Below are 17,865 nucleotides of genomic sequence, written 5' to 3'. Positions count from 1 at the left end.
GCGGGAGCTGAAGATGGATCGACTGACGGCGATGGAGGCCTTTGTGGCGGTGGCCGAGGCCGGCTCCTTCACGAGGGCTGCGCTGCGCCTCAACATCTCCACGCCCATGGTCACCCTGCATGTGAGGAGGCTGGAGGAACATCTGGGCGTGCGCTTGTTCAACCGGTCGACCCGCCGGGTAGATCTGACCGTGGAGGGCGGCCATTATCTGACCTATGCGCATGCCGCGCTGGACGCGGTGGCCACGGCGGACATGGCGGTACGGCCGGGGGCTGGCATAGCGGGGCGCGTGCGACTGGACGCTCCGGCCTCCATGGGACAAGCGTTCATCATGCCGGCGCTCGCGGAATTCCAGCGGCTCCATCCCCGATTGATCCTGGACCTGACGCTGGGCGACCGGGGGACGCTCTTTCGCGTCGACGGTTTTGATTTGGTCATACGGGCGGGCGAGGTGCCGCCGACTGGATGGAAGACCGTGAAGCTGGGCACGACGCGGCTCGTCTGCCTTGCATCGCCCGATTATATCGCACAGCACGGGCAGCCGACGAAAGCCGACGATCTGGCCCATCACCGGACGATCCTCTATGCCAGCGTGGAGACGCCGGGCGGCAATCCGCTGCAACTGCGGCAGGGTGACCGCACGATAAGGGTGCGGTCGCCCACGGCTTTCACCTTCAACGATGGCGCGGCGATACTTTCGGCCACTCTGGCGGGCCTGGGGATCGGCCAGACATTGGAGATGCTGGCGCGCGATCATATCCATGCCGGTCGCCTGATCCCCCTGCTGCCCGAAGCGAACTGGCCCCGGCTGCCCGTCGTGCTGATGGGCGCGCCGGATCGTATCGCCCTGCCGCATGTTCAAGCCGCGCTTGCCTTCCTGACCAACCGGATCGACTGGAACATCGATCCGGATTGATACGCCTCTCAGGCGGCGAGGTCGGCCGCCTTGCACAGTGCGGGCACGCCCTTTGTACTGATCCGGTAGAGCAGTCGGCGCTTGCCGATTTCGTCGGAATATTCGATCGGCGTGGCGCTGTGCAGGACCTGGAAATTGTCCCACAGGAAGATGTCGCCCGTTTCCACCTTGTAGCGCGTCACGAACTGGGGCTGGGTGCAATGGGCACGCAATTCATTGATCAGCGCGCGTCCCTCGTCGGTTTCCAGTCCCTCGGCCCCGAAGGCCGAACCGGACGTGTAGAGTGCCTTTCGCGCCGTGACCGGATGGCGCATCACCAGCGGATGCGAAACAATGCCGTGGCGGGCCGTATTTTCGGGAATGAACGGGATCTTCTCACCTGGCAGGGCAGGCGATCCGCCCAGGCAATGCAAGCCGGTAAGACCGTCGATCCGGGCCTTCATGTCTTCGTCCAGCGCATCATAGGCCAGAGCGGTGCTGGCGATCAGCGTTTCGCCGCCCTCGGCGGGCGTTTCCACGCCATAGAGCATCGTCACGCTGGCAGGCACAGCCTCATAACTGCTGTCCTGGTGCCAGAATTTGGCGCCGTCGCGATAGCGTTCAGGCGTGGCGGCAGCATTGGTGATCCGGATCATCTCCGGAAAATCATCTTTCCTGTGGGTTGGCAGGTGGAACATCAGCGGTTGGCCCCATTGATGGCCAAAGGCGACATAGTCCGCATCCGCCAGCTGCTGGCCGCGTATCGCGAGAATCTGATGTTCATGCAGCGCCCCGATCAATGCCCGCAGGGTTTCCTCGCCCTGCGGCTTGGAGAGGTCGACGCCTTCAACGATGGCGCCGAAGGGACCGGGCATGGCGGTGATGATCACGGGAATACTCCTCTCAACTTTCTTCCCCGCCATTATAGCTTTGCTTCGAAATAAAGCAAATGATTTAATTGAGGGGCTGGTCATAAGGGGCAAGCAGGCTACAAGGCCTTCCATGACGTCAACCCCCCGCAGCGAGAGCACCAAAAGGCAGCTCTGCCTTGCCGCGGAAACGCTGGTGGCCGAAGCAGGGATCGGGGTGGCGACCCTGCGGGCGATCGCGCTTGCCGCCGGGCAGAAAAATACTGCCGCCGTCAGCTATCATTTCGGCAGCGTGGAAGAGTTGCTGCGCGCTGTCGTCGATATGCGGCTGCGGGATACGGAGGCGGACCGCGCCCGGATGATCGGGGAAAGCGGGCCGTCGCTGGAACATCTCGACGCCTTCACCGCCTGGCGCTGCATGATGCGGCCCTATTTCCTGCTCCGTGACGAACAGGCGCCCCATGCCCATATCCGCTTCATGATGCACATGAGCGCGGCCGGCCTGCTCAGCGATCCGTTTGACGCGGCCGTCCCGCGACCCGGCGCGCCCAGCATAGCGGCCCTGCTGGAACGGCTGCACGCTGCGCTGGCCTGGCTGCCGCCGCAACTGGGTCGGGCGCGGATAGCATTGGCTGGCACGATGATGTGGAACGCCGTCGCGCTGTTCGACAAGAACAGCTTTGGCGAGGAACAGCCCGCCCTGGAGATGGAGGCGTTGCTTGCAGATGTGGAAAATCTGGTCAGCCTGGTCCTGAGCGCGCCCGCCTGAAGGAGGGCAGGCGCGGGCTCCCCTTACAGGGTTTCGGGCGTTCCCAGCACGACCGTCGCTTCACTGGACAGCACCCCGCCATTGCCATGGGCGAGGGCAAGCCGGGCATTTTCGACCTGCCGCTCGCCGCATTCGCCGCGAAGTTGCCGCGTGGCCTCCACCAGCAGGAACAGGCCATACATGCCCGGATGCACACAGGACAGGCCGCCGCCATTGGTGTTGAGCGCCAGACCGCCGCCCGGCGCGACATGCCCGTTTGAGACAAACCGCCCACCTTCGCCCTTGGGACAGAAGCCAAGATCCTCCAGGAACAGGATGGGCGTGATGGTGAATGCATCGTAGAGCATCACCACATCCATGTCGGCGGGTCCGACGCCGGCCTGGGCGAAGGCCTGCGGGCCGGAAATTGCGGCTCCCGTCACGGTAAGATCGGGCATGGAGCTGATTTCGCGATGGGTGACGGCATGGGCCGCGCCCAGCACATGGACCGGCGCCCTGGCGCAATCCCTTGCCCGGTCGGCGCGGACCATCACCACGGCCGCCGCGCCGTCGTTGAACAGGCAGCAATCGCGCACCGTCAGGGGATCGGACACCATGCGCGCCTTCAGCACATCCTCCACGCTCAACGGATCCCGTACCGCGGCCTCAGGATTCAGTTGCGCCCATTGCCGCGCCGCGACCGCCACTTCGGCCAGTTGCTCGCGGGTGGTGTCGTAAAGATGCATGTGCCGGCTTGCAGCCAGCGCATAGGAGGAGAGGGGAGCCAGCGGCTTATAAAGCGCTTCCCACGGGCTTTGGCGCGTCATGCCGACGCCCGGGGGCGGATTGCTGGCGGGATTGGACCCATAGGCGATCAGCGCGCAATCGATCAGACCGGCCTCAAGTGCCAGTGCCGCCTGCTGGACATAGACCTCGAAAGCGGAACCGCCCGTGCGGTTGCAGTCGGTGACCTTGGGCGTCAGGCCCAGATATTCGGCCAGCTCCATGCCACCCAGCGCCTCATAGGGCGCGGAGGTGTAGACCGCATCCACTTCCGCCAGGGAAATGCCCGCGTCGGCCAGCGCCAGCAGCGCGGCCCTGGCCGCCATGTCCACGGCCGAAACGCCGGGACACAGGCCAATGCCATAGGTGGACGCGCCGACGATCGCGGCGCGACCGCGCGGGAAACCGTTTCTCATGTTCATGCGGGCACGAAGACGAGCAAAGGCTTGTCCCCCTCGTTGATGATGCTGGCCTTGACCGCCATGCCGATATGAATGTCGTCGACCGGCACGCCGTCGACACGGCTCATCAGCCGCGGTCCTTCGGCGAGGTCGACCAGCACGACGCTGTAGCTGTCGGCCGGATCCTTCTTGCGCACGATGGTGACCGCATGCACCGTTCCCGCCCCCGACGCGGGCACCCATTCCAGATCTTCGGCGCCCGTGCCGGGCTCCGCCACGCGGGGATAGAAGACATGGCCCCCGGTCGACCGGCTGCGCTGTATCATGAAACGCCCCTCTGCCAGGTGCGCGCGCCATTCCGCTTCGGGCTGGAGCATCTGCGTCACTCGCCCCTGAACTGCGGCTTGCGCTTTTCGCGGAAGGCGAGCAGCCCTTCCTCATGGTCTTCCGTCCGGCTCATCAGAGGCTGGATCGAAGCTTCCAGTTCCAGATATTGCTCAAAGCCGGTGTTCCAGCTCAGTTCGAACTGCCGCTTGGCCATCCCCATGGCAATGGTGGGTCCGGATGCGAAGCTTTGCGCCAGTTCCATGGCCCGGTCCATCAGCGAATCCTGGGCGACCTTTTCATAGGCGATGCCCGCCGCCACCGCTTCGTCGGCGCGGACGATACGGCCGGAATAGACCAGTTCCTTGGCCTTCTGCACGCCCAGCAACTGGCGGAGGTGCCAGACAAGACCACCATCGGGCGCCAGCGCGATGTTGCGGAATATCGCGGCGAAGCGGGCCTGTTCACCGGCGAGCACGATGTCGCAGGCAAGCGCATAGGAGAAGCCGACGCCCACGCACACGCCCGGCACCGCAGCGATCGTGGGCTTCTTGAGCGAATAAATGGCCTTGGCGATCCGATTGAGGGTGTACATCCGGTCCATCGAGCCGGTGACGCCGCCCTTGCCCATGCCGGTCACGTCCATGCCCGAACAGAAGTCGCCGCCGGCGCCCGTCAGGATTACGGCGCGGACGTCATGGTCCATGGCGATATCTTCGAACGCGCCATATAGCTGTCCGCGCATTTCCTGGGTGATGGCATTTTTCGTCTCTGGGCGGTTCAGCGTGACGATCGCGACCGGACCCTGCTTTTCGACGGTAATGGTCATTGTGAAGCGCTCCCTGCTTCGGAATCAACCATGCTTTGTGAACCTGCGCGGGCTGGGTCAAGCACGTTCGCCTGCTTCATCAAAGACGTGATGAGGCCGACGCGTTATGGAAAGCGGCCGGCCCAAACCCTATCTGCTCGTCAGCTTCTGACGGGAGATTTCGGGCATGAAGGATGCAGCGATCGTCGCGACGGCGCGTACGCCGATCGGCAAGGCGCACCGGGGCGCGCTCAATAATATTCATGGCGCGACGCTGGCGGCGCACTCGATCCGCGCGGCTGTGGAACGTGCCGGGATCGACCCGGCGGAGATCGATGACGTGCTGCTGGGCTCTGCCCGATGCGAAGGCGCGGTGGGATCGAACATCGCACGGCAGGCCGCGTTGCGCGCGGGGCTGCCGATCAGCGTGTGCGGCATGACGCTTGACCGCAAATGTTCGTCCGGGCTCCAGACCATTGCGATCGCCGCGCAACGGATCCGGGGCGGGGAAGGGGGCGTCTATGTGGCAGGAGGCGTCGAAACGGTCAGCCTTGTCGACCCGCACCGCAATGTCTTCCGCAACAAGGACGAGTGGCTGCTCGAACACAAGCCCGAAATCTATATGGCAATGAACCTGACGGGCGATATCGTGGCCCGGCGCTATGGCGTCAGCCGCGAAGCGCAGGATGCATTCGCCATGACGAGCCAGGCGCGCACGGCGACGGCCCAGGAAAAGGGCTGGTTCGATGATGAGATAGTGCCGATCACCGCGACGAAGAATGTCGTGGACAAGGCTCTTGCCGTCACGGGCCAGGAAGAGGTCACGCTGACGCAGGACGAATGCAACCGGCCCGGCACGGATATGGACGGGCTTGCACGCCTCAAGCCCCTGTTCGAAGGGGGATCGGTGACGGCGGGCAATTGCAGCCAGCTGTCCGACGGTTCCAGTGCGTGCGTCATCATGGACGCGGATGAGGCCGCGCGGCGCGGCTTGCCGATCCTGGGCCTTTACAAGGGCATGCAGGTCGCCGGTTGCGAGCCGGACGAAATGGGCATCGGCCCGGTCTTCGCAGTGCCGAAGCTGCTCGACCGGATGGGACTTTCCGTGTCGGACGTGGACATTTGGGAACTGAATGAGGCTTATGCCAGCCAGGCGCTCTATTGCATCGACCGGCTGGGCATCGATCCCGCCAGGGTCAATGTCGACGGGGGTGCCATTTCGATTGGGCATCCGTTCGGCATGACCGGATCGCGCATGACCGGCCATGCCCTGCTGGCGGGCAAGCGGCTGGGCGCGAAGAACGCCGTCGTCACCATGTGCATCGGCGGCGGCATGGGCGCGGCGGCGTTGTTCGAGATCGTCTGACGGACCAGCGTGCAGCCTGCCCGACGGCCGTCAAATGGGGCGTTTCAGCCGCCCTTTGCCACGGGGATCAACGCGCCGCTGATGGATCGCGCGGCCGGGGAAGCCAGGAACTGGATGACCTCTGCGATGGCGGCCGGTTGCACCCATTGGCTGAAGTCCGCGTCGGGCATGTCCGCCCGGTTGGTCGGCGTGTCGATGATGCTGGGCAGGATCGCGTTCACCGTGATGTCCTTGCCGGACAGTTCAGCCGCCAAGCTCTCGGTCAGCTTGTGCACGGCCATTTTCGACGCGGCATAGCCGCCCATGCCTGCCGCTGCGACCACGGCGCCGCCCGCGCCGATGTTGATGATGCGGGCTTGCCGCGCCTTCTCCAGTTCCGGTAGAGCAGCCTTGGTCATGTTGACGCAGGTCGTTGCGTTCATCGCGAACATGCGGTTCCACGTCGCGCTGCCCCCATCGGCCAGCGTCTCCCATATGAATCCGCCCGCGACATTGACCAGTACGTCGATCGACCCCATCGCGCCCACGATTTCCACCACCAGCTTCTGCGTCGCGGCATAGTCGGTCAGATCGACGCCGCCGAAATCGCGGCAGCCCGTCGGAGTTTCGGCGGGAGCGGGGGCATAATCGACCCGCGCCACCCTGTCGCCAGCGGCCGCGAAGGCGGCAGCGACGGCGCCGCCCAATATCCCGAAAGCGCCGGTAACGACGACGGTCCGTGATGTCATGCAATATCCCTCGATCTGATGTTGAACTTGTCCTGCCTATATCCTCAGCGGAGCAGGAACGACAATCATTCGTCCCTTGCCTTGCGGACCAGTGGCCGGACATAGGAAATGTCCCCTTTGTCGCGCCGGTTCGGCCCCGTGCTGAAAATACGGGCTTTCCATTCGTCCGGAATCTCGGCGGCCGTCAGCGTCGCCGTCATTTCATTGACGCAGACCCTGTCGGCGATGCGCCATTCACCGTTGCGCTTTTCAAACCGATCCACATAGCGGCCGAAACTGAGCTGCGGCGGCGCGCCCTTATTCTCGCCCCAGAAAGTGTAATAGGTTTCGCCATGCGCCGTGTCGCCGTCGATCTCGACCGTATGGTTGCTGATCGCATGGTGATGCTTCGTCTGGAATTCGCCATGCCATCCGATTGCCCAGTCGACGAAATCGGCGGCATAGCCCTCCGCAACGCCATGGTCGTCGAAGGCGTCCGGCCAATAGGCGGAAAGCATCAGTTCGCGGTCATGCCGGTCGACGCCCCGCGTATAGCGCAGCAGGCAGTCCTGGATGGCGGTGCGATCCTTCATTTCCTGAAGGAAGGCGAACATGTCGGGCGTAAGTTCTGTCATGGCGATTCCCTCTGCGCTGGCGGTTCATGGCGGGCGAGACGGTTGATCCGCATCGCCCGCCAGGCCGTCAGGCGGGTTCCAGTGTCTGTGCGGAAGCGATCTTCGGCGCTTCCTTGCCCCCGCGCACGAGGCGGCCGGGCAGGGCGCCTGTGGAACGGCCGTTGCGATAGGTCACTACCCCGCTCACGATGGTCGCATCATAGCCGTCTGCCCGCTGTTGCAGGCGGCGGCCGCCAGTCGGCAGGTTGTAGACCACATGGGGCGCGTAGAGGTGGAGCCTTTCCATGTCGATGACATTGAGGTCCGCCTTGTACCCCGGCCTGATCAGGCCGCGGTCATGCAGCCCGACGGCATAGGAGGGTTCGTAGGTCAGCTTTCGCACGGCGTAGGGCAACTCAATCTTCTTGTCGTCCCTCGCGTCGCGCACCCAATAGGTCAGGAAATAGGTCGTATAGGCCGCATCGCAGATCATGCTGTAATGCGCACCGCCATCGCCCAGCGCCGGGAAGGTCCGGTCGTTCCTCACCAGATTGCGGCCGGAACTTTCGAACTTATCCCCCTCCGAATTGCCGAGAGGCCGATAAAGTACCTCCCGCCCGTCGCGCTGGAGCAAGGCGTCATAGATCAGCTCCCTGGGGTCGACGCCCATGGCACGGGCGCGGGCGCCGATGCTCTCGTCGCTGCGGGGATTATAGTTCGGCGGATTGCCCAGGACGAACATGGAATCCAGATCGGAGATGACATAGACGAAAAAGGCCTGCGGGTCGGTCGGTTCCTCGGCGATCAGCTTCTTGCGGAAGGCGGGATCGCGCATCCGCTCCACCTTTTCCTCCAGCGGCAGATGTTCGATCTCGCGGAAGCTGGGGTTGAAGGAGAAGGGGTGCATGGACAGTTCAAGGCCCAGCAGAGCGCCGGTCGGGCGCGGGATGATCTGGCCGCGCACCTCCAGCCCCTGTTCCTTGGAACGCTCCAGCCGGGACACCATTTCCTGCCAGTCGCCCTCGCCCACGGGTGTCTGCATGAAGGTGAAGGAAACCGGCCGTCCCGACGTCCGCGCAATGTCGTCCAGCAGGTCCATGCGTTCGGCCGCCGTCACGTCATAGCTGGGCACCATCTGGAAAACGCCCTTGCCGGCGTCGCGCAGCCCCTGGGCAAGCGCCAGCACTTCCTGATCCTCGCTCTTGACCGAAGGGGCCGGGCGACCGTCGCGGAACTGGTGCGCATAGCTGCGCGAGGTGGTGACGCCAAGGGCGCCCGCCTCGATCGCTTCTGCCGTCAGGCGACGCATTTCCGCCAGATCCTCTTGCGTCGGCGGCTCCAGATTGGCGCCGCGCTCGCCCATGACGTAGACGCGGAGCGGGCTGTGTGGCAATTGCGCGGCGAAGTCGATGTCGCTTTCGCGTTGTTCGAGCGCGTCCAGATATTCCGGGAAGGTTTCCCAGTTGAACGGCACGCCTTCGGCCATGACGACTTCGGGAATGTCCTCAACGCCCTCCATCAGTTTGATCATCAGCTTGCGATGTTCAGGGCGGGAGGGGGCAAAGCCGACGCCGCAATTGCCCATGACCACCGTTGTCACGCCATGATCGGATGACGGGGCCAACCTGTTTTCCCAGGTGATCTGCCCGTCATAATGGGTGTGCACGTCGACAAAGCCCGGAGTGACGATGCGGTCCGACGCGTCGATCTCCTCCCTTCCGCTGCCCTCCACGTCGCCGACCGCGACGATCACCCCGCCATTGATGGCGATGTCGGCGAGGAAGGGCTCTCCACCGCTGCCATCATATATCTTACCCCCCCGGATGATCAGGTCATAATCGGGCATAGCGATTCCTCTCAGCTTGGTCTCGGCGGTGCGTGATTGGGCAATATGATCGCAACGCCTGCTTCGCGCGGCCGTTGCATCCTTTCACGTGCCGGAAAGTGACTCATGGCAGTTCCTGTGCCAAGCGAACTCCTCCCTTTTTATAGCACATTTCAGATAAGCGATGCTTCATCTTCTGCATCGCGTGGCAATAACGGACTGCCCTCTTGGTTTGGCCGCTCCGCCGGGCTATCCGCGCAGGATGAGCGAGGAAACCATGGCGGCAGGGCAGGGGGCAGGCGGGCGCTGGCAGGGCGGGAGGCTGCCGCGTGCCGAAGTGGACCGGCGCATCGACCATCTGCTTGACATCGCGTTGGAGGAATTTGCGCTGACCGGCTTCGGCGGAACCAGCCTCGACCGGCTGGTGGAGCGCTCCGGCGTCAGCAAGACAACCATTTACCGGCGCTTCGCCAGCAAGGAGGGGCTGTTCACTGCCCTGATCCACCGCAGCATGGAGTCGGTGCGTTCCGGCCTGTGGGCGCTGGAACTCGACCTCGACGATCCGCTGGGCACGATAGAGCGGTTCGTCATCACCTATACGGATGTGGCGGTGTGTCATCCACTGGGCAGAACCCTGCTCCAGATCGCCGTGGCGGAGGGGCGCGATTTCCCCCATCTGGGCGCGCAGCTTCTGACCAATGCCTATATGGGTTTCCGGCCGATCAGCGATTATTTCGAGGAGTTGATGGCAAGGGGAATCTTGCGCCCGGGCGATCCGCAGGACGCCGCTTTCGACCTGCAGGGCCTCATCACCCATGGCTTCCGCGTGATGGTGGACGATATCGCCTTTGTCCGCCGCCCGGGCCGCGCCCGCGAAATTGCCGAACGGTTCCTGCGCGGCTGGGCCTGAGACGCCCGCGCGGCTTCGGCCGGGCCGTCAGATCATACCCATGATGCATGCAGAGTTCATGTGATTTCTGCATGCAAAACCATTCCCTGCGGCATAGGCATTGTGCGAGCTTTCGGGGCGTTCGCCCTTGTGTCGACAATCCAGTCGACAATCCAGATGAGCGGGGAACCCATGACCAGATTCAGCCTGATCCTGCAATTGCTTGGCACCGGAACGGCCGTCATCGGCATCATCGGTGCCGCGTCCGCTCAAACCGACACAGCGCCCCAGACGGGGCAGGGGAGCGACGACATCATCGTTACGGCGCAGCGCCGGGCTGAACGGTTGCAGGATGTGCCCGTGGCGGTGACGGCGCAAAGCGCGGAACAGTTGCAGAGCGCCAATATCAGCAACGCGCGCGACCTGACGCTGGTGACGCCGGGCCTGCGGGTCGAGGCGAACGGCATCAACGCACAGCCGGCGTTGCGCGGCGTTTCGTCCACCCTGGGTTCCTCCAATGCGGAAAACAATGTCGCGACCTATGTCGACGGCGTCTATCAACCCAATATCACCGGCGCGTTCTTTTCCCTGCCGGATGTCGAGAATGTCCAGGTGCTCAAGGGGCCTCAGGGTTCGCTTTATGGCCGTAACGCAACCGGCGGTGTCATCCTTATCAACAGCAAGTCGCCGTCCTTCACGCCGCATATGGATCTGGGCCTGTCCTGGGCTCATTATGGCCATGGCAGTGAAGGCGAGCTCAATGCCCAGGCGTTCGTCACTGGCCCGATCATCGACGATGTCCTCGCCGCCAGCCTGACGCTCAGCAGCCGGGAACTGGGCAGCTATGTCCGCAATATCGCGACGGGCCGGAACACGCCGGACAATCACAACCGCTTCCTGCGCGCGAAACTGCTGTTTCAGCCGACCGACCGGATACGACTGGAAGGCAGCTTCAGCTATAATCGCGAAAAGAACGCCATCGACCTTGCCTATACCAGTTACAGGGGCGTGAACGCGTTTGCCGGGCTGCCGGGCGTGGTCATCGCTGACCAGCCGTGGCAGACCTCATCGGATATCGACAGCTATATCGATATCGACATGAAGACCTATTCCCTCAAGGCAGACTTTGAGACGGACATGGGCACTTTCACCAGCATGACGGGCTATATCGACTACAGCACGCCGATCCTGCAGGAGGCCGACTACAGCAACTTCGCGGGCGGCGTGTACGACATCTTCAGCTATTCGAAGTCCTTTTCGCAGGATGTCTATTTTACGTCCAAGCCGATCGGCCCCGTTTCGGTCATCGTCGGGCTCAACTATTATCGGCGGAAGGTGGGCGACGACCCTGCCTTCATCAACATTCCCGCCTTCGGCTATATCGACCGAATTTACGATCACAGCGTCAACAAGTCGCTTTCCGGCTTCTTCGAAGTGACCTGGAAACTGTCCGACAGGCTCAAGGTCATCGGTGGCGGCCGATATACCAGGGACAAGAATAATGGTTTCGCGAACGGCTTCAACAATGTGACGCCACAAGCCTTTCTGGGCGAGGTGAAGTCCAGGAAGTTTACGCCCCGCGCCGCGGTCATGTTCGACGTGACGGACAGCCTCAATCTCTATTACAACTATGCGCAGGGCTTCAAGGCGGGCCTGTTCAACGCCATCGCCCGCCAGGCGACGCCGGTTCGCCCGGAACTGTTGAAGTCGCATGAGGTGGGCGCAAAGTTCAAGTCGGGCGCCATGGCGCTTAACGTTGCGGGCTTCCATTATGATTACAAGAACCTGCAGGCGACGACAACCGTCGGCGGTGTCAGCACCCTGCAGAATGCCGGATCGGCGGAGATCTACGGCATCGACGCCGATGCGAGTTTGCGAGCCAGCGAAGACCTGACCCTGACCCTGGGCGCGGCCTGGCTGCATGCGAAATATAAGAGTTTTCCCAATGCCAGCCTGGTGGAAATGGCGACGGATCCCGATTTCGACGGCACGTTGGACGGCCGGGCAGACGTCAGTGGCCAGCGAATGATCCGCGCGCCCAGGTTCACGCTGAATGGCCTTGTCGATTATCATCATGACTTCGACGCCGGGCGCCTGGCCCTGTCGCTCAATGGCTATTATTCGACGAAGGTGCGCATGGCGCTGGAAAGCCGGGTGAGCCAGAAGGCTTATTTCACCGGCAATGCCCGTCTGGCCTTCACTCCCGCCGGTACCGGGCTGACATTGTCGGTGTTCACGCGCAACTTCACCAATGCGAAGGTGATCGGATCGACCTTCGTCAATCCCAGCGCGGACGCAGTCATCTATTCGCCGCCGCGGCAGATCGGCGTCGGCCTGAACTACAGCTTCTGACGGGCGCAAGGGCGCGCGCCTGCGGCAGGCGCGCTTTGCCCTGCCGGGATATGTTCCGGTGAACGCCGGCTGCGATCAAAGAGTCTGCACGTCGCCCACGAGCATTGCGGATTGCCGCGGCAATATCTGGACAGGAATGCCGCCCATGCGGGGCAGGCCGGTCACGGGATCATAGCCGTCTTCCACCGAAATCAGCCGCCCGGTGTTAGCACCCAGTGTCAACGGATCGTCGGATCCGGGATTGGCGCCGAAACCATGCGCCATGGATATGGTACCGCGTCGCAGGTTTGCCTCAGCCGCCACGATACCCTGGATTTCGCCATGCGGGGACCGGATCGTCACGCAATCACCCTCGCCAAGGGCCAGATCGGTCAGATCGTCGGGATGCATATAGGCGGGGTTCACCCCGCTGCCGGCCAGCCTGCCGATCCGCCGGCCGAAGCTGTTGAGGATATTGTTCGTGCGCCGGGGCAGCAGCCGGAACGGATAATCCGCTTCAATGGCGCGGCTATCCTCGGCCAGCAACTCAGCCAGTTCCTCCACCATGGGCCGGGCGGCCAGTTCAAGGCGGTCGTCATTGCCGGCGGCGCGGGGCAGCACGCGCTGGTCGCTTTCGAAAATCTGACCGTCGGGATATTGCTTCACCCGGTCGAGCGGAATGCGCGAACCCCGGCATGACAATTCGATCAGCTCGTCCGTGGTTGGTTTCGGGCCTGCGGGGTCGAGCGTGAAGGTCATGGGCGGCGCCTCGGCCTGCGGACCGTTGCCATAGCGCAGCGTGGCGTCGATGCGCGTGCCCATGCGTTCGGCCAGTCCCCAGAAAAATTCCCAGTCCTCCATGACGTCGCTGTCGGTGGGCGGCTTGATCAGCGCCGAGGTATAGGCGGCATAGGGGTCGGGGAAGCCGCGCGTCGTTCCATAATATTTGACGCTCTCGGGCATATAGGTCGTCATCGGCGTTTCCAGCGTCAGCTTGGGCGCGATCACATAATGGGATAGCTCGGCCGTGGCGGTCATCTCCGTATCCATGGTGACCAGCAGATCGAGCGCATTGAGCGCCGCGAAGGCGCGATTCTGGTCGGGCCAGGCCATCATCGGGTTTCCACCCGCCACGATCAGCGCCTTCACCTGGCCCGGTCCGGGCAGCAGGATCTCATCGGCTAGCGCGGCGGCCGACAGGCCGCTAGCGCAGCCGCCCAGGCCCCGGACGCGCAGGCGCGGTTCGAAACCCCAGGCCTGGAAGGGCGCCCAGGGCTGGGCCCGCGCCTCATAGGCGGGCAGCAGAACATTGGGCTTGGCCAGCAAGTCTCCCTCCCGCGCCCAATGTCCGCAAAGGCTGGCAAGGCAAAGCGCGAGATATTCGGTCAGCGTGGAATGGGTCGCGAAACTGGGTCCGGTACCGCAACTCACCCCGGCATTGCGCGCGCCCGCGAATATGCGCGCCGCCGCAACCAGATCCGCTTCCGGAATATCCGCGCGCCGGGCGACATAGTCGGCGGTGAATGGCTCGACGGCTTCCCTCAACGCGGCGACGCCCTGCGTGTTGGCGGCAACGAATTCGCTGTCCTCCAGCCCTTCCGCCAGAATGATGCGGATCATTCCCGCCAATATGGCGGCATCCTCTCCCGGCCGGGCCTGCATGTGGATGTGGGCGCGCTTGGCCGTTTCGGTGAGGCGCGGATCGATGACGATCAGCTTTGCCTGCGCCTTTTCCATGTCCTTCAGCACCCGTCCGGGATTTTGCCCCGGAAAGCCCGGCGATTTGCTGATCACCGGATTGATGCCGACCAGCAGCCAGGCATCGGCCGTATCGAAATGCGGTTGCCCGGCCTGCCACATGCCATGATGGGCGAGCGCGATCAGTATGCCCGGCTTGTCGATCGAACCCGCGGTGAAGAACATGGGCGATCCGATGCCGTTCAGCCATCCCGCAGCGATGGCCGTGGATGCAACGAAGGGGACTAGTCCCATCCCGACATACATGGCGACCGAACGGGGGCCATGCTCGGCAATGATCGCGTTCAGCCTTTCGGCGATCTCATCCATCGCCTGTGCGGAGGGGATCGCGCCAAAACCCTCCGGGCCGCGCTTCAGGCTGTGGAGCAGGCGTTGCTCGCCATGATGCTGTTCGGGCAGGGCCCGCCCCTTGGGGCAGCTATAGCCGCCATAGAGAGGCGCGCGCGGATTGCCCGTGACCTTGGTCGCGCGGCCATTTTCAACGGTCACCTGGATCGGGCAATAGGCCGTGCACAGGCGGCAGATGCTCGGATAGACCTGTGCGCTCATATCGCCGTTCAGTCCACCAGCCGCTTCACTTCGCGATCCCGGTCTAGGGTTGGGTCGAGATAGCGTCCGACCTTGTAGTCGCCGGCTATGGTCGTGCGCCGGGCGGTCCGCTTGCAATCCAGCGGAACGCCGTTGGCGGAATGCACGATCCGCCAATTGTCCCAGACGACCATGTCATTTTCCTGCCATTTATGGAAATAGGCATGGGCCGGATCGCCCAGATGCAGCGCAAGTTCCGTCAGCAGCGCATCGCTTTCCGCCTTGTCCATGCCCAGCACATAGCGGGCATGCATGGGCGAGAGCTTCAGCACCTTCCTGCCCGTTTCCATCTGGGTGATCACCAGCGGATGGACGACCGGCGGGAAGTTGTACTTCGCTCCCGCCTTGACCGTCGCGCCGACGTTGAGCCGCTCTATGTCCTTGGGGAAGCCGAATTGGCCGGAACAGAAATCCGGGTTGAATTCGTAGACGACCTCCAGCCCCTCAATGCGTTTCTGCATGTCGGACGACAGCCGGTCATAGGCCTGAATGGCATCGATGAAGCCGGTTTCTCCCATGACGCGCGCCGGTTCGGTCATGCGCAGCACGGCGCCGCGCACGATGGTGGGCATGAAGCTCTGGTCCCAATGCCAGCCGAGCCAGCCCGCGCGATCGATGCCGTTCACGCGATAGAAGGGATTGGGGCGTCCTGACGGATCCTCCGGATCATAGGCCAGCGTCATCATGAACTGGTTGATGGGATCGTTCAGATCGGCCGTCGCGGCGGGCTCCATTTCTCCGAAAATGGCGCTGAGGCGCATCTGCGCCATGTCGTCATTGCGCATATCGCGGAAGAGCAGGATGCCGGCATCGATCCAGGCGTCGCGGATCGCCTTCCGCGTGCCTTCATCGATGTCGCGCGTCAGGTCCGCGCCGACTATTTCCAGGCCGAATGGCCCGTCCAGCGGGCGGCGTTCGATGGTGTTGGCTAGGTTCAGCATGCGATCGGCTCCGGTTGCAGGATGAGGCGGCGCAGATCCTGCACCGCACGATAGGCGTCGCGCACCGCTTCGCCGATCCGCGCGACCTGCGCGGAGTCGCCGATGCGGATCATCGGAATATCGAGACCGCCGAGAGCATCGGGCAGTTCGCTGTCGGGGACCAGGCCATGGGCAAGCAGGAGCGCCGCCGCCGGCTGATCGGTCAACCCGCCCGCGGCCGAAAGCGTGACATGCTCGCCATCGACGGCATGCAGCGTCGTATTGTCCAGGATACGGATGGATGCATTGCCGTGTAGCCTCTGCAACAGCGCAATGCGATAGAGCGCCTCGGCATTGCGGGCGAGGAACTTGGCGTCGGACCGGGTCACAAGCAGGACATGATGCCCGCCCTGGGCCAGATATTCCGCTGTTTCCGTGCCCGTTTCACCTCCGCCATAGATGACGATCGGCCGCTCAGGGGTCGATGGTGGGACATCCGTTTCCCCCATCAGCACCTCATAGGCAGGTGCGGTCGGCAGATTGCCCCAGCCGGCGAGGTCGAGCGGCGCCAATCGCGAGCCGTTGGCGAGGATCAGGACGTCGGGCTGGTCCTTTTCAATCACGTCTCTGGTCACCTGCGTCCCGGTGCGCACGTCGATGGTGCTGCGCTCGACCCGGTTCAGCAGGAACTTGTGATACCAGAACAGCTTGTCCTTCCCAGGAGGCACGGCCGAAGTGATCAGGTTTCCGCCCAGACGCTGGCGTTTCTCATAGAGCGTGACGGAAAAGCCGACCTGGTCAAGCAACAGCGCCGCCGCCATGCCGCCTGGTCCCGCACCGATCACGGCCGCCTTCATGCCATTGGCGAAGCGATCCAGTTCCGGCTCGGTCTCCTTGCCGCAACGCGGGTTTTCCGCGCATGCGACCGATCGGCTTTGCGCCAGTTCGCGAATGCACCAGTTGCATGAGGTGCATGGCCGGATGTCGTCGACAAGGCCCCGCTGCGCCTTGATCGGCCACATCGGATCGGCCAGCAGCGCGCGGCCTAGCGACACTATGTCGGTGTCGCCATTGATAACCGCCTGTTCGCATTTGTCGGGCCAGCGCATCACGCCGGCGGTGATGACGGGCCGGCCGGTCGCCTCGCGGATGCGGCGGGCATAGGGCAGGCGGTCCCCTTCCTCGACGGACATTGGTTCCAATATGAGATGGGCGCTTTCCAGAAAGCCCCAGCTGATGTCGATCGCATCCACGCCAGCCTCGCAAAGGCGCGGCGCGATCTTCTCGCTGTCCTCGATGGTGATGCCGCCTTCGACGCCGTCGACCACGGACATGCGGTACATCAACGGCTTGTTTCCGATCTGCGCCTTCACCGCCTTGATGACCTCGGTCGGGAAGCGCAGCCGCCGTTCAAAGTCGCCGCCCCATTCATCCTCGCGATGATTCATCAACGGCGAAAGAAATTGCTGGAGCAGATAGCCGTGGGCGCCGTGCAGCATCACGCCGTCATAGCCCGCGAGCATCGCAAGCCGCGCCGTATTCGCATAGCGCCCGATGAGGTGATGGATCTCCGCATCCTCCAGCGGCCGGGGAACCGCGTTCATATAGATGCTGTTGAGAGGAATCGCGCTGGCTGAGACCGGCTGGCGTCCGATGACGCTTTCCTTGGTCTGCCGGCCGGCATGGGAGATCTGGATGACCGCCTTTGCGCCCGCCGCGTGGATGGCCGCGACCAGCCGGGCATGCCCTGCCTTGAACCTGTCATTGTCCAGGCGCAATTGCGGAACGTTGGAGCTGAATCCCGTCTCCGCGTCGACGCAGGTGAATTCAGTGATGATAAGGCCGGCGCCGCCGCGTGCGCGCTCGCTGTAATAGGCGATGATCGCGTCGTTCACGCCGCCGTCGGGTGCGCCCAGATGCGTTTCCATGGGTGCCATGGAAATACGGTTCTTGAGCGTCAGGTTGCCGATGCTGAACGGCTCGAACAAGCGTGGATAAGCCATGCATCCTCTCAATTGATGATTTGAATTGAATCCCTT

Annotated in this window: 15 protein-coding genes; 5 read left to right on the top strand and 10 right to left on the bottom strand. The window is 63.4% G+C overall.

The window, feature by feature from the left end:
• Positions 1-13 precede the first annotated feature (13 nt).
• On the top strand, positions 14-916 hold the full coding sequence (locus MRBLSP13_RS01215) for a LysR family transcriptional regulator (RefSeq protein ID WP_363736175.1): 903 nt from the start codon (positions 14-16) through the stop codon (positions 914-916).
• 8 nt (positions 917-924) lie between these two features.
• On the opposite strand, the gene MRBLSP13_RS01210 is transcribed toward MRBLSP13_RS01215, so the two are convergent.
• Positions 925-1,785, bottom strand: coding sequence for a TauD/TfdA dioxygenase family protein (locus MRBLSP13_RS01210; RefSeq protein ID WP_363736173.1), 861 nt, complete (start codon positions 1,783-1,785; stop codon positions 925-927).
• Between the two features lie 112 nt (positions 1,786-1,897).
• Between MRBLSP13_RS01210 and MRBLSP13_RS01205 the strand changes: the two genes are divergently transcribed.
• Positions 1,898-2,533, top strand: coding sequence for a TetR family transcriptional regulator (locus MRBLSP13_RS01205; RefSeq protein ID WP_363736171.1), 636 nt, complete (start codon positions 1,898-1,900; stop codon positions 2,531-2,533).
• 23 nt (positions 2,534-2,556) lie between these two features.
• On the opposite strand, the gene MRBLSP13_RS01200 is transcribed toward MRBLSP13_RS01205, so the two are convergent.
• Genes MRBLSP13_RS01200 through MRBLSP13_RS01190 form a run of 3 tightly spaced genes read right to left on the bottom strand, consistent with a single transcriptional unit; the run spans position 2,557 to position 4,849 of the window.
• Positions 2,557-3,717 carry a thiolase gene (locus tag MRBLSP13_RS01200; RefSeq protein ID WP_363752167.1) on the bottom strand — a complete coding sequence of 387 codons (1,161 nt, stop codon included), beginning with the start codon at positions 3,715-3,717 and terminating at the stop codon, positions 2,557-2,559.
• On the bottom strand, positions 3,714-4,073 hold the full coding sequence (locus MRBLSP13_RS01195) for a Zn-ribbon domain-containing OB-fold protein (RefSeq protein WP_363736881.1): 360 nt from the start codon (positions 4,071-4,073) through the stop codon (positions 3,714-3,716). The genes MRBLSP13_RS01200 and MRBLSP13_RS01195 overlap by 4 nt, the downstream gene beginning before the upstream one ends.
• Positions 4,074-4,078: 5 nt before the next feature.
• A complete protein-coding gene (locus MRBLSP13_RS01190) occupies positions 4,079-4,849 on the bottom strand; it encodes an enoyl-CoA hydratase/isomerase family protein (RefSeq protein WP_363736168.1) in 771 nt (256 codons plus the stop codon).
• 166 nt (positions 4,850-5,015) lie between these two features.
• Between MRBLSP13_RS01190 and MRBLSP13_RS01185 the strand changes: the two genes are divergently transcribed.
• Positions 5,016-6,194: an acetyl-CoA C-acyltransferase gene (locus MRBLSP13_RS01185; protein WP_363736166.1), complete on the top strand. Its 1,179-nt coding sequence runs from the start codon at positions 5,016-5,018 to the stop codon at positions 6,192-6,194.
• A 44-nt stretch (positions 6,195-6,238) separates the two neighbouring features.
• Here MRBLSP13_RS01185 and MRBLSP13_RS01180 read toward each other — a convergent pair whose 3' ends face one another.
• The 3 genes from MRBLSP13_RS01180 to MRBLSP13_RS01170 form a co-directional block, all read right to left on the bottom strand.
• Positions 6,239-6,922 carry an SDR family NAD(P)-dependent oxidoreductase gene (locus tag MRBLSP13_RS01180; RefSeq protein WP_363736164.1) on the bottom strand — a complete coding sequence of 228 codons (684 nt, stop codon included), beginning with the start codon at positions 6,920-6,922 and terminating at the stop codon, positions 6,239-6,241.
• A 65-nt stretch (positions 6,923-6,987) separates the two neighbouring features.
• Entirely contained in the window at positions 6,988-7,536 is a 549-nt protein-coding gene (locus MRBLSP13_RS01175; protein ID WP_363736163.1) for a nuclear transport factor 2 family protein, read from the bottom strand.
• 67 nt (positions 7,537-7,603) lie between these two features.
• Complete coding sequence (locus tag MRBLSP13_RS01170) at positions 7,604-9,361, bottom strand: N-acyl-D-amino-acid deacylase family protein (protein WP_363752165.1); 1,758 nt, start codon at positions 9,359-9,361, stop codon at positions 7,604-7,606.
• Positions 9,362-9,602: 241 nt separating this feature from the next.
• On the opposite strand from MRBLSP13_RS01170, the gene MRBLSP13_RS01165 reads away from it, so the two are divergent.
• Together MRBLSP13_RS01165 and MRBLSP13_RS01160 are read left to right on the top strand one after the other, a co-directional pair.
• Positions 9,603-10,250: a TetR/AcrR family transcriptional regulator gene (locus tag MRBLSP13_RS01165; protein WP_363752163.1), complete on the top strand. Its 648-nt coding sequence runs from the start codon at positions 9,603-9,605 to the stop codon at positions 10,248-10,250.
• 171 nt (positions 10,251-10,421) lie between these two features.
• Positions 10,422-12,581 (top strand): TonB-dependent receptor, encoded by a 2,160-nt coding sequence (locus MRBLSP13_RS01160; RefSeq protein WP_363736159.1) that lies wholly within the window; start codon positions 10,422-10,424, stop codon positions 12,579-12,581.
• Positions 12,582-12,656: 75 nt separating this feature from the next.
• Here MRBLSP13_RS01160 and MRBLSP13_RS01155 read toward each other — a convergent pair whose 3' ends face one another.
• The 3 genes from MRBLSP13_RS01155 to MRBLSP13_RS01145 are packed head-to-tail and all read right to left on the bottom strand — an operon-like array spanning position 12,657 to position 17,829.
• The gene (locus tag MRBLSP13_RS01155) at positions 12,657-14,867 is read right to left on the bottom strand and encodes a molybdopterin-containing oxidoreductase family protein (RefSeq protein ID WP_363752161.1); all 2,211 of its coding nucleotides are present in this window, start codon (positions 14,865-14,867) and stop codon (positions 12,657-12,659) included.
• An 8-nt stretch (positions 14,868-14,875) separates the two neighbouring features.
• Entirely contained in the window at positions 14,876-15,847 is a 972-nt protein-coding gene (locus MRBLSP13_RS01150) for a TauD/TfdA dioxygenase family protein (RefSeq protein ID WP_363752159.1), read from the bottom strand.
• Complete coding sequence (locus MRBLSP13_RS01145; RefSeq protein WP_363752156.1) at positions 15,841-17,829, bottom strand: FAD-dependent oxidoreductase; 1,989 nt, start codon at positions 17,827-17,829, stop codon at positions 15,841-15,843. Before MRBLSP13_RS01145 ends, MRBLSP13_RS01150 begins: the two co-directional genes overlap by 7 nt.
• Positions 17,830-17,865: the final 36 nt, after the last annotated feature.

Origin of the sequence: Sphingobium sp. LSP13-1-1.1, from assembly GCF_040676415.1 — a bacterium.
In the GTDB taxonomy this organism is placed as follows: Bacteria; Pseudomonadota; Alphaproteobacteria; order Sphingomonadales; family Sphingomonadaceae; genus Sphingobium.
The sequence above is the reverse complement of the archived record's forward strand: the minus strand, read 5'-3'. Positions and strand labels throughout refer to the sequence as shown.

Bases quoted from the DNA above. Each gene is read 5' to 3' on its own strand.
- MRBLSP13_RS01175 (WP_363736163.1), bottom strand. From the start codon at position 7,536: ATGACAGAACTTACGCCCGACATGTTCGCCTTCCTTCAGGAAATGAAG.
- MRBLSP13_RS01180 (WP_363736164.1), bottom strand. From the start codon at position 6,922: ATGACATCACGGACCGTCGTCGTTACCGGCGCTTTCGGGATATTGGGC.
- MRBLSP13_RS01190 (WP_363736168.1), bottom strand. From the start codon at position 4,849: ATGACCATTACCGTCGAAAAGCAGGGTCCGGTCGCGATCGTCACGCTG.
- MRBLSP13_RS01195 (WP_363736881.1), bottom strand. From the start codon at position 4,073: ATGCTCCAGCCCGAAGCGGAATGGCGCGCGCACCTGGCAGAGGGGCGT.
- MRBLSP13_RS01150 (WP_363752159.1), bottom strand. From the start codon at position 15,847: ATGCTGAACCTAGCCAACACCATCGAACGCCGCCCGCTGGACGGGCCA.
- MRBLSP13_RS01200 (WP_363752167.1), bottom strand. From the start codon at position 3,717: ATGAACATGAGAAACGGTTTCCCGCGCGGTCGCGCCGCGATCGTCGGC.
- MRBLSP13_RS01165 (WP_363752163.1), top strand. From the start codon at position 9,603: ATGAGCGAGGAAACCATGGCGGCAGGGCAGGGGGCAGGCGGGCGCTGG.
- MRBLSP13_RS01170 (WP_363752165.1), bottom strand. From the start codon at position 9,361: ATGCCCGATTATGACCTGATCATCCGGGGGGGTAAGATATATGATGGC.
- MRBLSP13_RS01185 (WP_363736166.1), top strand. From the start codon at position 5,016: ATGAAGGATGCAGCGATCGTCGCGACGGCGCGTACGCCGATCGGCAAG.
- MRBLSP13_RS01215 (WP_363736175.1), top strand. From the start codon at position 14: ATGGATCGACTGACGGCGATGGAGGCCTTTGTGGCGGTGGCCGAGGCC.
- MRBLSP13_RS01160 (WP_363736159.1), top strand. From the start codon at position 10,422: ATGACCAGATTCAGCCTGATCCTGCAATTGCTTGGCACCGGAACGGCC.
- MRBLSP13_RS01205 (WP_363736171.1), top strand. From the start codon at position 1,898: ATGACGTCAACCCCCCGCAGCGAGAGCACCAAAAGGCAGCTCTGCCTT.
- MRBLSP13_RS01155 (WP_363752161.1), bottom strand. From the start codon at position 14,867: ATGAGCGCACAGGTCTATCCGAGCATCTGCCGCCTGTGCACGGCCTAT.
- MRBLSP13_RS01145 (WP_363752156.1), bottom strand. From the start codon at position 17,829: ATGGCTTATCCACGCTTGTTCGAGCCGTTCAGCATCGGCAACCTGACG.